Here is a 15,248-nt window from a genome sequence, read left to right on the forward strand (position 1 = left end):
TCCGTCTTCCGACGAGCTTACAGCAAACCCGCGGCCTTGCCAGCCACTCTGACACCGCGCGCCGCCCCTTTGCCCCTGCTTTACGGTAGTTTCAGGGCCGTGGCCGACGCTAGCGGCGGGACATGACAGAAAAATTTAGGAGGGTTCAAGAGCCCCCGGCTTTCTTTCGATAAAGCCGGTCATTCCGCCGCAGGTTTTGCAGCCATACGCGCAGGCTGTGCGCGATCGACGAAGACTGAGGCGAGAAAGATACCGAAGCCGGCAACGCCGAGAACGGCACCGACGAGACCGGTGGAGGTCCAGCCATAACCCGCAGCGATCGAAACGCCGCCGAGCCAGGCGCCTAGCGCATTGGCGAGATTGAAGGCGGAGTGGCTAAGGGCAGCAGCCAGCGTCTGGGCCTCGCCGGCGACATCCATCAGCCGGGTCTGCACGCCCGGGACGACGGCAAAGCCACCGCCGATGAAGAGCACGTTGACGATGGCGATCCACGGATTGCCCATGGTGAAATAGAAAAGCACATAGGCAAAGATGTTGAAGACGATGGCGATACCGATCGCCGGCATCAGCGCCCAGTCGGCAAGCCGCGCCCCGACGATGTTGCCGAGGATCATGCCGGCACCGAAGACCGAAAGCATGATCGGCACATTACCAAGCGAAACACCTGCGACTTCGGTCAGCGCCGGTGTGATGTAGCTGAAGACGGCGAACATGCCGCCACAGCCGATGGCGCAGATGCCGAGCATCAGCCAGACCTGCAGCTTGCCGAGCGCACCCAGCTCGCGAAGCGGCGTCGCCTTCGGGTTGCCCTTGTCCCGCGGTACGTGGGCGAAGGTGAGCGCCATGGTCAGGAGGCTGATGGCGCCGACGATGGCAAACGCGGAGCGCCAGCCGAGCGCCTGGCCGAACCAGGCGACGAGCGGCGTGCCGAAGAGAGTGGCGATGGTCAGTCCCATCATCACCCGGCCGACGGCGCGGGCCCGCTGGTTCGGCGCGGCAAGGCCGGCCGCCACCAGGGCAGCCACGCCGAAATAGGCGCCATGCGGCAGACCGGCGAAGAAGCGCGCGGCAATCAGCGTGTAGAAATCCGGAGCGACGGCGCTCGCGAAGTTGCCGACGGCAAAAACCAGCATCAGGACCAAAAGCACCCGGAAGCGCGAGAAGCGGGCGGCAAGCACCGCGATCAGCGGCGCACCGACGACGACGCCGAGCGCATAGGCGCTGATGACCGCACCAGCCTGGGGCACCGATACCGATACGTCTTCGGCGACTTGCGGCAGGAGACCCATGATCGCAAACTCGCCGGTACCGATCCCGAAGCCGCCGACGGCGAGCGCCACTTCGGCGGCAGAAACACGGGCGCGGCGCGGATCGACGGCAGAGGAGAAGGCTTCGTCACACATGGGCTCACTCATGGGCAATGGCCAGTGTCGCCGTGCCTTGCGGCCGGAGAAAAATCTGGGGGATATGTCGGCGGATGTTGGATTGGACCAACAGGGATATGCTGCAATGCAATACAGGCTTTTCCTGCGGCAGGCAAAGCTTTTGCGGTTCTCGTCATACTTTTTCGCAAAGCTCGCAGAAGCCTGTTAACCGTAAGCTCAGTTGACGTTTACGTCAAAGTTATATAATTCCGAATCTCAGCTTGAAGAGGTGTCGCAAAAGCATCATCCTCATCGGCGTGAGAGGATCGGGAGGGATTTTCTCAGGCCGCATCAGGCCAGCCTGTGGCGACCAGAGGGAGAGAGGTCATGGCGGAAGTCAGCGCACAACAGACGGGTATCAGCCCAGGCAAGATCTGGCTGAAATCCTATCCACCCGGAATAGCCGCCGAAATTGGCCCCCTGCCCTACAAGTCGATCGGCGAATTCTTCGACCACGCCGTTGCCCGCTATTCGAGCCGTCCGGCCTTCACCTGCATGGGCAAGACGTTGACCTTTGCCGACCTCAACGCCCAGTCCGCCAGGATCGGCGCCTGGCTGCAATCGATCGGCCTTGCCAAGGGCGACCGCGTCGCGGTGATGATGCCGAACATCCTCCAGAACCCCGTGATCGTCTACGGCATCCTCAGGGCCGGCTTTACCGTCGTCAACGTCAACCCGCTCTACACGCCGCGCGAACTGCAGCACCAGCTCACCGATTCCGGCGCCAAGGCGATCTTCGTTCTGGAAAACTTCGCGCACACCGTGCAGCAGGTGGTCGACAAGACCGCGGTCAAGCACGTCGTTGTCGCGACCATGGGCGACATGCTGGGCCTGAAGGGTGCGATCGTCAATCTGGTGGTCCGCCGCGTCAAGAAGCTCGTTCCCGCCTGGTCGATCCCCGGCCATCTTTCGTTCAAGGACGTTCTTTCCAAGGGCGGGCGAGCCAAGCTGACGAAGCCGAACGTCGCCGCGAGCGACGTCGCCTTCCTGCAATATACCGGCGGGACGACGGGCGTCTCGAAGGGCGCGACGCTCACCCATTCCAACCTCTTGTCGAACATGGCGCAGATGGAAATCTGGTTCCAGACGGCGTTCCGCTCGCGCACCCGGCCGGACAATCTCGTCTTCATGTGCGCGCTGCCGCTCTACCATATCTTCGCGCTGACCGTGAATTCGCTGATGGGCCTTGCCACCGGCGGCAACAACATCCTGATCCCCAATCCCCGCGACATCCCGGGCTTCGTCAAGGAACTCGGCAAGCACAACACCAATATCTTCCCGGGCCTCAATACGCTGTTCAACGCGCTGATGAACAATGCGGAGTTCCAGAAGCTCGATTTCTCGTCGCTGATGTTGACCTTCGGCGGCGGCATGGCGATCCAGCGCCCGGTCGCCGAACGCTGGAAGCAGATGACCGGCTGCTCGATCGCCGAAGGTTACGGCCTGTCGGAGACCTCGCCGGTGGCAACAGCCAACATCCTCGATGCGACCGAGTTCACCGGCACGATCGGCATGCCCATCCCATCCACCGATGTCGAGATCCGCGACGACCAGGGCAATACGCTGGCGATCGGCGAAGTCGGCGAGATCTGCATCCGCGGGCCGCAGGTGATGGCCGGCTACTGGCAGCGGCCGGACGAGACCGCCAAGGCGATCTCGCCGGATGGCTTCTTCCGCTCGGGCGACATCGGTTTCATGAACGCCGACGGCCTCGTCAAGATCGTCGACCGCAAGAAGGACATGATCCTGGTCTCCGGTTTCAACGTTTTCCCGAACGAGATCGAGGAAGTGGCGATGACCCATCCGGGCATCCTCGAATGCGCGGCGATCGGCATTCCGGACGAGCATTCCGGCGAAGCGGTCAAGCTCTTCGTCGTCAAGAGGGATGCAGCACTGACGGAGGAAGAGGTCAAGCGCCACTGCGCCGCCAACCTCACCAACTACAAGCGTCCGCGTTTCGTCGAATTCCGCACCGAACTGCCGAAGACCAATGTGGGCAAGATCCTGCGCAAGGACCTGCGCGGGTAAACTACTCCAAAATTCAAACGATTTAAAAAATCCTGAAAACCGCCACTTCGGCGGTTTTCCAGTCTTGATTTGGTCCACTTAAAGCGAATAGCTACGCAGGCGATTGTCCGACACCCCTGTCCGACCAAGGAGCCCCGCGATGAAAGCGCTTGTCGACCAACTCAAAGCCACCGCCGCTCAAACCAACGCAACCGATATCCGCGCGGCCTTCGCCGCCGACGCAGAACGTTTCGCGCGTTTCAGCACCACGCTCGGCGACCTGCTGCTCGACTATTCGAAATGCGCCGTCAACGACAAGGTGCTGGACGGACTGGAGGCGCTCGCCAAGACCGCCAAGGTCGAGGAGAAGCGGGACGCCATGTTCCGCGGCGACATCATCAACATCACCGAGGAGCGCGCCGTGCTGCACACGGCGCTGCGCAACCGCGGCAACCGCCCGATCCTCGTCGACGGCAAGGACGTGATGCCCGACGTCAACGGTGTGCTTGCCGCCATGGGCGCCTTTGCCGACGGCATCCGCTCGGGCGCGCTGAAAGGTGCGACCGGCAAGAAGATCACCGACGTCGTCAACATCGGCATCGGCGGCTCGGACCTCGGTCCTGTCATGGCGACGTTGGCGCTTGCGCCCTTCCACGACGGCCCGCGCCTGCACTTCGTTTCCAACATCGATAGCGCCCATATCGCCGATACGCTGAAGCTGATCGATCCGGAAACCTCGCTCTTCATCATCGCCTCGAAGACCTTCACCACCATCGAGACGATGACCAACGCGGCGACCGCCCGCGCCTTCATCGCCGGCAAGCTCGGCGAGGCCGCCGTCGGCCATCACTTCGCAGCCGTTTCGACCGCGCTCGACAAGGTCGCCGCCTTCGGCATCGACCAGGCCCGCGTCTTCGGCTTCTGGGATTGGGTCGGCGGGCGTTACTCGATCTGGTCGGCGATCGGCCTGCCGCTGATGATCGCCGTCGGCAAGGAGAATTTCGGCCGCTTCCTCGATGGCGGCCACGCCATAGACGAACACTTCCGCACCGCGCCGATCCGTCAGAACATACCGGTCCTGCTCGGCCTTCTCGGCTTCTACCATCGCAACGTGCTCGGCTACCCGTCGCGGGCGATCCTGCCCTATGACCAGCGCCTGTCGCGCTTCCCCGCCTATCTGCAGCAGCTCGATATGGAATCGAACGGCAAGGCGGTGACGCTTGAGAGCACGCCGGTCGAATACTCGACCGGCCCGGTCGTCTGGGGCGAGCCCGGCACCAACGGCCAGCACGCCTTCTACCAGCTGATCCACCAGGGCACGGACGTCATTCCCGCCGAGTTCATGATCGCCGCCAACGGCCACGAGAAGGACCTGCGTCACCAGCACGAGCTGCTGATCGCCAATTGCCTGGCCCAGTCGGAAGCGCTGATGAAGGGCCGCACGCTCGCGGAAGCCAAGGCGCAGCTGACCGCCAAGGGTATGGCCGATTCCAAGGCCGACAAGATTGCGCCGCACCGCGTCTTCACCGGCAATCGCCCGTCGCTGACGATCGTCTATGACCAGCTCGATCCCTTCGCGCTCGGCCGCCTGATCGCGCTTTACGAGCACCGCGTCTTCGTCGAGGGCGCGCTCTTCAACATCAATTCCTTCGACCAGTGGGGCGTCGAGCTCGGCAAGGAGCTGGCGACCGGCCTGCTTCCCGTCGTCGAAGGTAAGGAAAGCGCCGAAGGTCACGATTCGTCGACGGCGGGTCTGGTGGCAGCCTTGCTGAAAGCCGCCCATTAAACAAATCCGCTCGGTTCTCCCCGGAACCGCACCGCTCCAGACGATAGAGGCCTGAGGCGCTTGTCGCGCCTCGGGCCTCGTGATTTTGCACAACCCGGCAACGTCGTGGCGCCGGGTTTCAGCACCTCCATCAGATCGAGCTTCAACAGCAGCGGAAAATAGTCCGTGTCCGACCCCATCTGCATCCAGGCATTGGCCATGACCTTTTGGCCTGACGGGAAGGCGCCACGCCAGCAACGTCCGGAGAACCGGCCGACAGGCTGCCGCGGTTAGGCTCGCCCCGTTTCGAGCGTGCGATCTTTTCCTGCAACAGCCGCAAACGCGCGGCATCCGCTTCGCCGGGAGCCAGGAGACAGAGTGTTTCTCCCGGCGGCTCGCGAGCGCCGCAGCCGGCACACTGCCCGCGTGGACGTCGAGCGCATAGCTCTGGCTTTCCGCAGGCGCGCTCCCCTCCTGCCAGGAAAGCTCCAGGGTCGCATCCAACATCACAATTGACGGCAATTATTTATTGTTTTACGATAAAAATACAAGTGAAACGATAAGGGACTTTGTATGACGAACTCCGCCGAGAGGCTGCGCAAGCTCAGCCGCTTCATGAAGCTCATGATCATATTGTGCGGAGCGTTGTTCTGTTCGGCGGTCGTCTACACGCATTGGCAGATCTTCTTCGACCGGCAAGGCTTCGAACAGGGCGTTCGCGACATCGTCTTCCCTCGGGTCGAGATCATCACTCTGTCCTATCGAGCCATCGGGACAGTCGCCTTTCTGACTGCGATCAACAACGCGCTCGTCATTGCCGGCCTCGCATTCGCCTGGCAGCTTTTCGACAGCTTCCAGCGCGGCGAGATCCTGTCCGGCCGCAATGGCGTGCTGTTGCGGCGGGTGGGACTGACCGCCCTTTTCGGCTCGCTGTGCATGACCGTCAGCAATGGGATCGGCATCCTCGCTGTCACCTATGACAACCCGGGCACCACGGGACATGCGGTGATGTTCGACATCAATGGCGGCACGATGATCGTGCTTCTAATGGCCGGGCTCGTCGTCGGCCTCGGCCATGTCATGGTCATCGCATCGGGGGTCGAGGCGGAGAACAGGAGCTTCGTCTAGCGCATGCCGATTGTCGTCAATCTCGATGTGATGCTGGCGAAACGCAAGGTTCGTTCACGCGATCTTGCCGAACAAGTGGGGATCACCGAGCAGAACATCTCGCTGCTGAAATCCGGAAAAGTGAAGGGCGTGCGCTTCGACACGCTGGAAAAGATCTGCGCAGCACTCGACTGCCAACCGGGCGATATCCTGGAATACCGCCCGGACCCGGACTAACGATCAAAGACCGATTTCATGCTTCCACGGCGGGTTGGCGCCTGCGCGCGAGACCGTGACGGCCGCCGCCTTGGCGCCGAGCGCCAGCGCGTTGCGAACGGCGGTTTCAGTGAGGCCGGCGACATCGGCCTTGCTCAGGAGACCGGCGAGCTTCAGCGATGCCAGCACGCCGGCATCGAAAGTGTCGCCGGCACCGACCGTATCGACCACGGTCACGCGCTCACCGGCAACCTCGACCTTGTGGCGGGCGGTATAACCGACGGCGCCATCGGCGCCCTTGGTAATCAGCACCAGCTTCGGGCCGCGCCTCAGCCATTCGGCCGCGAGATCGTCGTGACTTCCCTCCATGCCGAACCAGGCGAGATCCTCGTCGGAGAACTTGATGATATCGGACATCGCCGCCATGCGGTTCATGCGGGCGAGATGCGCCTCTCGGTCCTTGATGAAACCGGGGCGGATATTCGGATCGAAAGAAATGACCCGCTTTTCATGCTCGCGCGTCATCAATGCTTCGTAGGTCGAGCCGCAGGGCTCGGGGATCAGGCTGATCGCGCCAAAATGCAGTGCCTCACAGAAATCGCCGAGCGTTGGCAGGTGCTCGCGGGTGATCATGCGGCCGGCAGTGTTTTCATCGAAGAAGGCGTAGCTGGCATGGCCGTTGACCAGCTTGACGAAGGCAAGCGTCGTGTGCAGCGACAGCGTCGCGCAGGGACCGAAATCGACATTCGCTGCCTTCAGCGTGTCGCGCAGGATATCGCCGAACATGTCGTCGGAGAGACCCGTGAAAAAGCCGGTCTGGATGCCGAGGCGGCCAAGGGCGATCGCCGTGTTGAAAATCGCGCCGCCGGCATAGGGCGCAAAGGCACTCTCGCCCGCGGTCGTGTCCCGCGGCAGCATGTCGATCAGCGCTTCTCCGCAGCATACGATCATCGGCTTATCCTCCTCGACAGATTTTCAATCGATTTAAAAATTATGACTGAAGACGCTACGAGGCCCCGGCAGAACCGGGGCCTCGCCAGAGATTACGCCAAGGCGCTGACGCCGCCGTTGCGGCCCGACCAGGCGAGCGGCGCGTTGAGGAAGGCCTCGACCTCACCGAGCGTCTTTTCGTCGAACAGCTTCTGCTCGCGGGCGACCGCAAGCACGTTGCGCCATGTGGCGATCCAGTGCAGGTCGACGCCCTTGCCTTTCATCTCGCCGACCGCTTCCGGGAAGATGTCGTAGTAGAAGAGCGCAATGCCGTGGTCGACGATGCCACCGGCTGCGCGGATCGCGTCGATGAACTTGAACATCGAGCCACCAGCCGTCGTCAGGTCCTCGATGACGAGAACGCGGGCGCCTTCCGGCATATGGCCTTCGATCTGGGCGTTGCGGCCGTGGCCCTTGGGCGCCTTGCGCACATAGATCATCGGCAGACCGAGACGTTCGGCAAGCATGGCGGCGAAGGGAATGCCGGCGGTTTCGCCGCCTGCAACCACGTCGAACTTCTCAAAACCGGCTTCGCGCAGGATCGACGCTGCAGCAAAATCCATCACCGCCGAACGGATGCGCGGATAGGAAATCAGCTTGCGGCAGTCGATATAGACGGGGCTCGCCATGCCGGACGACAGCTTGTAGGGCTTGTCGGCGCTGAAATGCACGGCCTTGATCTCCCAGAGCATCTTGGCGACCAGCTCGGCCATGACGGCCTTGTCGGTGAACGCGTTGGAAAACATCAAACTCTCCTTCAAAACTTCAAGCGATCAAACGACGGCCCAGTGCAGCGGGAACATCGGATCGAAAACGGTGACCGGACCGGCACCGGTCTCGATCTTCTTGGGATAGGTGACAGCCTCTGCCTGTTTCCTGAGCGTGATCGTTTCCTCGTTCACCGGCAGCCCGTACCAGGCGGGACCGTTCAGCGAGGCGAAAGTTTCGAGCTTGTCGAGCGCGCCCTCCTCTTCGAACACATGCGCCAGGCAGCTCATGGTGTTGATCGAGGTGTAGATGCCGGCGCAGCCGCAGGCGCATTCCTTCAGCGGATCGACGTGCGGTGCGGAGTCCGTGCCGAGGAAGAAGCGCTTGTCGCCGGAGACGGCAGCCGCGCGCAATGCCAGGCGGTGGTTCTCGCGCTTGGCGACCGGCAGGCAGTAATAGTGTGGCTTGATCCCACCGACGAGAATGGCGTTGCGGTTGATGATCAGGTGATGGGTGGTGATCGAACCTGCAAGGTTCGCCTTCGACGCCTTGATGTAGTCGATGCCGTCCTTGGTGGTGACGTGCTCCATCGTCACCTTCAGTTCCGGCAGGCGCTTGCGCAAGGGATCGAGCACGGTCTCGATGAACACGGCCTCGCGGTCGAAGATGTCGACATCAGAGCTGGTGACTTCGCCATGCACGCAGAGCGGCAGGCCGATCTTTGCCATGCGCTCCAGCACCGGCATCGCCTCGTCGATGTTGCGCACGCCGCTGTGCGAGTTGGTCGTCGCACCTGCCGGGTAGAGCTTGACCGCCTTGACGAGACCGCTCTTGTGGCCGGCTTCGACGTCGTCGGGATTGGTGCCTGCGGTCAGGTAGAGCGTCATCAGCGGCTCGAACCGGTCCCCGGCCGGAATCGCCGAGACGATACGTTCGCGATAGGCGGAGGCGTCTGCGGTCGTGACGACAGGCGGCACCAGGTTGGGCATGATGATCGCGCGGGCGAAATGGCGGCTGGTATCGGCGATAACGCCCTTCAGCATGTCGCCGTCGCGCAAATGAAGGTGCCAATCATCCGGGCGGCGGATAACGAGGTCTTGCATGGTCAGCGTTCTCCTAGGTCAGAGCAGGCGCAGACGGAAAACCGCAGCCCCGGGCTCGCGCCCGATCCGCGCGCGCAGCTTTGCGAGCCGGCGGGTACGCGGGTGGCGGGCGGTTTCTCATGTGGTGGAACCGCGTCTCGATATCACCAATGCGCCCGCAAACACAATCCGCAATCCGACCATCGCTCAGAAATCCGCAAGTACCAGATCCGCCGCCCGCTGATGGTCGACCACACGATGCGCGTTCGGGATGTCGTTATCGAGAGCCTTGCGCTTCGCCGCCTCCTCGTCATAGCCGTGATCGGACCAGCGCTGCAAAAGCCGCCGCTCCAGTTCTGCCACGCCGGGATTGATGAAGATCGAGAAATCGAAGGCGCCTTCGAGCCTGTCCCACGGCGCCTCGTCGAGCAGCAGGTAGTTGCCCTCGACCAGGATGATGCGGGTCTCGGGCGCAACGATCCTGGCAGAGGCGATCGCGATCTCGCGCGAGCGGTCGAAGACCGGAACCAGCACCTCGCCGTCATTGGCGCGCACCGCGGCGACCGTCGAAAGAAAAGCCCTGACGTCGAACGTCTCCGGCGACCCCTTCCGTGGGAGGAGACCTTTTTCCTCAAGAACGGCATTGTCCATGTGGAAGCCGTCCATCGGCAGAACCGCCGCCCTTTCGCCGCCGGCAACCAGGGTTTCGGCCAGCGCCTCGGCCAGCGTCGACTTCCCGGCACCGGGCGGCCCGGCGATGGCGACGACGAAGCGGGCGGCACCAGCCGCCCGTTTCAGGATTTCGTTTGCAATCGGCTCGACATTCATGCCGCAAGCGCCTCGCGCGGCGGCTCCTTCGCCCCGGTCATGAAGGCAACCGCATCCGACATCGTATGCTCCTTCGGATTGATGACGCAGAGCCGCTTGCCGAGACGGTGAACGTGGATGCGGTCGGCCACCTCGAACACATGCGGCATGTTGTGCGAGATCAAGACGATCGGCAGGCCGCGCGAGCGCACGTCGAGGATCAGCTCCAGCACCCGCCGGCTTTCCTTGACGCCGAGTGCCGCCGTCGGCTCGTCCATGATCACCACCTTGGAGCCGAAGGCCGCGGCCCGCGCCACGGCCACGCCCTGGCGCTGGCCGCCCGAGAGCGTTTCCACCGCCTGGTTGATGTTCTGGATCGTCATCAGCCCGAGCTCGGACAGTTTCGCCCGCGCCCGCTTTTCCATTTCCGCGCGATCGAGGGTGCGGAAGAGCTTGCCCATGATGCCAGGTTTGCGGATTTCGCGGCCGAGGAACATGTTGTCGGCGATCGACAGCGCCGGCGACAGCGCCAGGTTCTGATATACCGTTTCGATGCCGGCCGTTCGCGCTTCCATCGGCGAACGGAAGTTGATCAGTTGGCCCTCAAGCCGGATCTCGCCCTCGTCCGGCGTGATGGCGCCGGAGATCGCCTTGATCATCGAGGACTTGCCGGCACCGTTGTCGCCGATCACGGCGAGGATCTCGCCGGGATAGAGATCGAAATCGGCATGATCGAGGGCGGTGACGCGACCGTAACGCTTGACCAGGCCGCGCGCGGTGAGAATGGGTTCCTGAGCCATCAGCCTGCTACCTTTCTGATCCATTGGTCGATTGCGACGGCGGTGATGATCAAGACGCCGGTGAGGAAGACTTTCCACTGCGGGTCGGCGCCGAGCATGTTGAGCCCCATGGAGACGACGCCGACAATCATCGCGCCGATCAGTGTGCCGAGGATCGAGCCGCGGCCGCCGAAGAGCGAGATGCCGCCGATGACAGCTGCGGTGATGGCCTGCAGATTGTAGTCGGTGACGGCGGCGGACGGCGAGATCGAGCCGTTGCGGCCGATCGAAACCCAGGCGGCAAGCGCCGCGATCAGACCCGCCAGCGTGTAGGCGCTCAAGAGCACGCGGCTGGTGCGGATACCCGAGAGTTTCGCCGCTTCCGGATCGTCGCCGACGGCATAGAGGTGGCGGCCCCAGGCGGTGTGATTGAGCGCGTACCAGAGGCCGACGACCAGCACGACCATCATCACCACGCCGAGCGTGAAGACGGCGGAGCCCACCTTGAAGCTGACGCCGAAGAGGTGGAGCATCTGGGTGACGGCCGTCACGTCGGCCTCGCGGATCGTCGCGTTGGCCGAATAGATGAAGTTCGTCGACATGATGACATACCAGGTGCCGAGCGTGACGATGAACGGCGGAAGCTTGACCCTGGAGACGAGGAAGCCGTTGAGGAAGCCACAGGCGCCGCCGACGACGAAGCCGATGAAGATCGCGATCGGTGCCGGAAGGCCGTAGGTGACGGCGCAATTGCCCATGATCACAGCCGACAGCACCATGATGACACCGATCGAAAGGTCGATGCCGGCGGTCAGGATCACCAGCGTCTGTGCGGCACCAAGAATGCCGACGATGGCGATCTGCTGAAGGATCAGGGTCAGGGTGTAGGACGAGAAGAACTTACCCCCGATGGCGATGCCGAAGATCAGGATCGCTGCAATCAGCACGATGAACGGCACGGCGGCCGGCGTCGAATGCAGGAAATGCTGGATCTTCTGGACCGCTGTCTTGTCATGCGTATCGAACGACGCGACCTGCGTCGAACTGTTGACCAGGACTTTTTCGAATTCCTGGGATGGCTGCGCGGCTGTGTTGGGCTCGCCCATGGACCTTCCTCCCGTGAACCCCACTCCCAAGGGGTTGCGATGGTGTCGTGCACAGCCCGCCCACAATGACGCGGGCAATAGCACTCTTTAAAAGCTGCGCGGTTTTCGTCGCCTTGTCAAAGACATCGGCGCTTACGCGAAGGGCGGCCGGGGCCGCCCTTCCGTTGCCTTTACATGGTGACGGTAGAAGGCGGGCAATCAGCCCCAGCACTTCTCCGTGCCGACCTTGGTATCGATCGATTCGACGCCGGCTGCCGGCTTGTCGGTGACGAGCGAGACGCCGGTATCGAAGAAGTCCTTGCCTTCCGTCGGCTTCGGCTTCTCACCGGTATCGGCGAACTTCTTGATCGCCTCGATGCCGAGAGCCGCCATCATCAGCGGGTACTGCTGCGAGGTTGCGCCGATGACACCTTCGGCGACCGACTTGACGCCCGGGCAACCGCCGTCGACCGAAACGATCAGCACGTCCTTTTCCTTGCCGACGGCCTTCAGCGCCTGATAGGCGCCGACGGCGGCCGGCTCGTTGATGGTGTGGATGACGTTGATATCAGGATCCTTCTGCAGAAGGTTCTCCATCGCCTTGCGGCCGCCTTCCTCGTTGCCGTTGGTGACGTCGTGGCCGACGATGCGCGGATCGTCCTCGTCGCCGATCTTGTTCGGATCCTTCGTGTCGATGCCGAAGCCCATCATGAAGCCCTGGTCGCGCAGAACGTCGACTGTCGGCTGCGACGGCGTCAGGTCGAGGAAGCCGATCTTGGCGGTCTTGGCACCATCACCCATGGTGGCGGCGGCCCATTGGCCGATCAGCTTGCCGGCGAGCAGGTTGTCGGTGGCAAAGGTCGCATCGGCGGCGGTTGCCGGATCGAGCGGCGTGTCGAGCGCGATCACGAGCAGACCGGCTTCCTGCGCCTTCTTGACCTGGTCGACGATCGCCTTGGTGTCGGAGGCGGCGATCAGGATGCCTTTGGCACCGTCTGCAATGCAGGATTCGACCGCAGCCACCTGGCTGTCATGGTCGCCGTCGATCTTGCCGGCATAGGACTTCAGCGTCACGCCGAGTTCCTTGGCCTTGGCAGTCGCGCCCTCCTTCATCTTGACGAAGAAGGGATTGGTGTCGGTCTTGGTAATCAGGCAGGCGCCGACATCGGCGGCTTGCGCGGGCATGGCGAAGACAACGCCAAGCGACAGCGCGCCAAAAGCAGCGGAAAGAACAGTCTTCTTCATGAAATCCTCCCAAGGATTGAAAATCGTGCCGGCGGACCGGCCCTGGCTACACCACCGCAGCATTCTCCTCCGCTGCAACTGGCGCTTCCGAGACAAAAACAAACACTAAATTTCCGGGGTGTCAATAAATAAATCAAATTGAATTATTATTTCGATGTGGCATTGTTGGGATGACAGCGCTCCACCGGAGGATTGGCGCGCCAACCAAATTGACAGAGCCGCGACAAGTGGAAACAAGAGACCTGCGCCAAGCGGGCGGCAGAACGGGATGAGGAACTATGCAGGCGGTTTGCGCCCGCATCCCGCTCACATAATCCAATGCCAACGGGAGGAGACGGTGGCATGTCACTGACAGACGGCCCTGACCGGGGACCGACGCAACCTGAAGTCATCGACCCGAGCGGCGGCGCCAACCAGACGCGCGTGCGCGCCTATAACGAACGGCTGGTCATGTCGCTGGTCCGGCGCCACGGCGGCCTCTCCAAGGCCGACATCGCCCGGCGCTCCGGCCTGTCGGCGCAGACCGTTTCGGTGATCATGCGGGCGCTCGAAAGCGACGGCCTTCTGGTCAAAGGCGATCCCGTCAGAGGCAAGGTCGGCCAGCCCTCGACGCCGATGCGGCTCAATCCGGATGCGGTCTATTCCTTTGGCGTCAAGATCGGCCGGCGCAGCGCCGATCTGGTGCTGATGGATTTCGTCGGCAACATCCGGCTGCATCTGCACCACGTGCATCCCTATCCGTTGCCCGGCGATCTCGTCGATTTCATCATTTCCGGCATGGCGAAGCTCGAACAGCAGCTTGGCCCCGACCAGCGCAAGCGCATCGCCGGCATCGGCATCGCCACCCCTTTCGAGCTCTGGAACTGGGCCGAAGAAGTGGGCGCGCCGCGCGAAGAGATGAACAGGTGGCGCGACGTCGACCTGCAGGCGGCGATCGCTGCCCGTACCACCTATCCGGTGTTTCTGCAGAACGATGGCACCAGCGCCTGCGGTGCCGAGCTCGCCTTCGGCGTCGGCGCCAGCTATCCGGATTTCGTCTATTTCTATATCGGCTCGTTCATCGGCGGCGGTGTTGTGCTGAACTCCGCACTCTTCTCCGGGCGAACAGGAACGGCTGGCGCCGTCGGTCCGCTGCCGGTCTCGGGCAAGGACGGCAAGACCATCCAGCTGCTCAAGATCGCCTCGGTCTTCGTGCTCGAAAACCTCTTGCGCGAGCGCGGCATCGATCCGCGGCCGCTCTGGTACTCGGCCGACGACTGGATCGACTTCGGCGAACCGCTCGACATCTGGATCGACGACTGCGGCGCAGCCCTCGCCCAGGCCGTCGTCTCCGCCGTTTCGATCGTCGACTTCTCGGCCGTCGTCATCGACGGCGGCTTCCCGCCCTGGGTGCGAGCGCGGTTGCTTTCCGCCACGCGCAAGGCGCTCTACGACCTCGACCTTCAGGGTGTAACCATTCCCGAACTGGTGGAAGGCATGGTCGGCAGCCATGCGCGCGCCATCGGCGGCGCGAGCCTGCCGCTCTTTTCCCGCTACCTGCTCGACACCAATGTCCTCTTCAAGGAGCTCGGCTGATGCTGAAAGGCCTAAACCCGATCCTCAGTCCCGAACTGCTCGCAACGCTGCGAGCGATGGGCCACGGCGACGAGATCGCGCTGGTGGATGGCAACTACCCCGGCCAGGAACATGCGCGCCGTCTCATCCGGCTCGACGGGCACCCGCTGATCCCCGTGCTCGACGCTATCTTGAGCGTCTTGCCGATCGACGATTTTGTGCCCGAGGCGATCTTCCGGGCCACTGTCAAACAGGACAAGGACACGCTCGACCCGGTCCACCAAGAGATCGTCGCGTGCTGCGGCAAGCACGAACCGAACCGCCGCGTTGTGCCTCTGCTCGGCGCCGATTTCTATCCGCGCGTCAGGGCCGCCCACACGGTGGTCCAGACGAGCGAGCCACGGCTTTACGGCAACGTCATCCTGCGCAAGGGCGTGATTTATCCCTGAGACTTCGCACACAACGAAAAAAGCCCGCCG

At 62.8% G+C, this 15,248-nt stretch carries 14 protein-coding genes; 6 read left to right on the forward strand and 8 right to left on the reverse strand.

The window, feature by feature from the left end:
* Positions 1-179 precede the first annotated feature (179 nt).
* Positions 180-1,415, reverse strand: coding sequence for an MFS transporter (locus IB272_RS03325; RefSeq protein WP_060581841.1), 1,236 nt, complete (start codon positions 1,413-1,415; stop codon positions 180-182).
* Between the two features lie 336 nt (positions 1,416-1,751).
* Between IB272_RS03325 and IB272_RS03330 the strand changes: the two genes are divergently transcribed.
* From IB272_RS03330 to IB272_RS03345, 4 genes are all read left to right on the forward strand, one after another.
* Entirely contained in the window at positions 1,752-3,452 is a 1,701-nt protein-coding gene (locus IB272_RS03330; protein WP_034797224.1) for a long-chain fatty acid--CoA ligase, read from the forward strand.
* Between the two features lie 139 nt (positions 3,453-3,591).
* Complete coding sequence (gene pgi / locus IB272_RS03335) at positions 3,592-5,217, forward strand: glucose-6-phosphate isomerase (protein ID WP_060581839.1); 1,626 nt, start codon at positions 3,592-3,594, stop codon at positions 5,215-5,217.
* A 552-nt stretch (positions 5,218-5,769) separates the two neighbouring features.
* Positions 5,770-6,324 carry a DUF2975 domain-containing protein gene (locus tag IB272_RS03340; protein ID WP_060581837.1) on the forward strand — a complete coding sequence of 185 codons (555 nt, stop codon included), beginning with the start codon at positions 5,770-5,772 and terminating at the stop codon, positions 6,322-6,324.
* A gap of 3 nt (positions 6,325-6,327) precedes the next feature.
* Positions 6,328-6,540 (forward strand): helix-turn-helix transcriptional regulator, encoded by a 213-nt coding sequence (locus tag IB272_RS03345; protein WP_034797229.1) that lies wholly within the window; start codon positions 6,328-6,330, stop codon positions 6,538-6,540.
* 3 nt (positions 6,541-6,543) lie between these two features.
* Here the strand turns inward: IB272_RS03345 and IB272_RS03350 are convergent, their stop codons facing one another.
* The 7 genes from IB272_RS03350 to IB272_RS03380 form a co-directional block, all read right to left on the reverse strand.
* Positions 6,544-7,470 (reverse strand): carbohydrate kinase, encoded by a 927-nt coding sequence (locus tag IB272_RS03350; RefSeq protein ID WP_060581836.1) that lies wholly within the window; start codon positions 7,468-7,470, stop codon positions 6,544-6,546.
* 92 nt (positions 7,471-7,562) lie between these two features.
* A complete protein-coding gene (locus IB272_RS03355) occupies positions 7,563-8,255 on the reverse strand; it encodes an orotate phosphoribosyltransferase (protein WP_043618867.1) in 693 nt (230 codons plus the stop codon).
* Positions 8,256-8,282: 27 nt separating this feature from the next.
* Positions 8,283-9,320 (reverse strand): dihydroorotase, encoded by a 1,038-nt coding sequence (pyrC, locus tag IB272_RS03360; RefSeq protein WP_034797236.1) that lies wholly within the window; start codon positions 9,318-9,320, stop codon positions 8,283-8,285.
* A gap of 186 nt (positions 9,321-9,506) precedes the next feature.
* A complete protein-coding gene (locus IB272_RS03365; protein WP_192444211.1) occupies positions 9,507-10,127 on the reverse strand; it encodes a nucleoside triphosphate hydrolase in 621 nt (206 codons plus the stop codon).
* Positions 10,124-10,906: an ATP-binding cassette domain-containing protein gene (locus tag IB272_RS03370; protein WP_034797240.1), complete on the reverse strand. Its 783-nt coding sequence runs from the start codon at positions 10,904-10,906 to the stop codon at positions 10,124-10,126. The genes IB272_RS03365 and IB272_RS03370 overlap by 4 nt, the downstream gene beginning before the upstream one ends.
* On the reverse strand, positions 10,906-11,991 hold the full coding sequence (locus tag IB272_RS03375; protein WP_060581835.1) for an ABC transporter permease: 1,086 nt from the start codon (positions 11,989-11,991) through the stop codon (positions 10,906-10,908). The genes IB272_RS03370 and IB272_RS03375 overlap by 1 nt, the downstream gene beginning before the upstream one ends.
* Positions 11,992-12,189: 198 nt before the next feature.
* On the reverse strand, positions 12,190-13,215 hold the full coding sequence (locus tag IB272_RS03380; protein ID WP_034797243.1) for a sugar ABC transporter substrate-binding protein: 1,026 nt from the start codon (positions 13,213-13,215) through the stop codon (positions 12,190-12,192).
* A 342-nt stretch (positions 13,216-13,557) separates the two neighbouring features.
* Between IB272_RS03380 and IB272_RS03385 the strand changes: the two genes are divergently transcribed.
* A complete protein-coding gene (locus IB272_RS03385; RefSeq protein ID WP_060581834.1) occupies positions 13,558-14,790 on the forward strand; it encodes an ROK family transcriptional regulator in 1,233 nt (410 codons plus the stop codon).
* On the forward strand, positions 14,790-15,218 hold the full coding sequence (locus IB272_RS03390; RefSeq protein ID WP_060519841.1) for an RbsD/FucU family protein: 429 nt from the start codon (positions 14,790-14,792) through the stop codon (positions 15,216-15,218). Before IB272_RS03385 ends, IB272_RS03390 begins: the two co-directional genes overlap by 1 nt.
* The last annotated feature ends 30 nt before the right edge of the window (positions 15,219-15,248 follow it).

This window comes from Ensifer sp. ENS08 (genome assembly GCF_014852195.1).
Taxonomy (GTDB): domain Bacteria; phylum Pseudomonadota; class Alphaproteobacteria; order Rhizobiales; family Rhizobiaceae; genus Ensifer; species Ensifer adhaerens.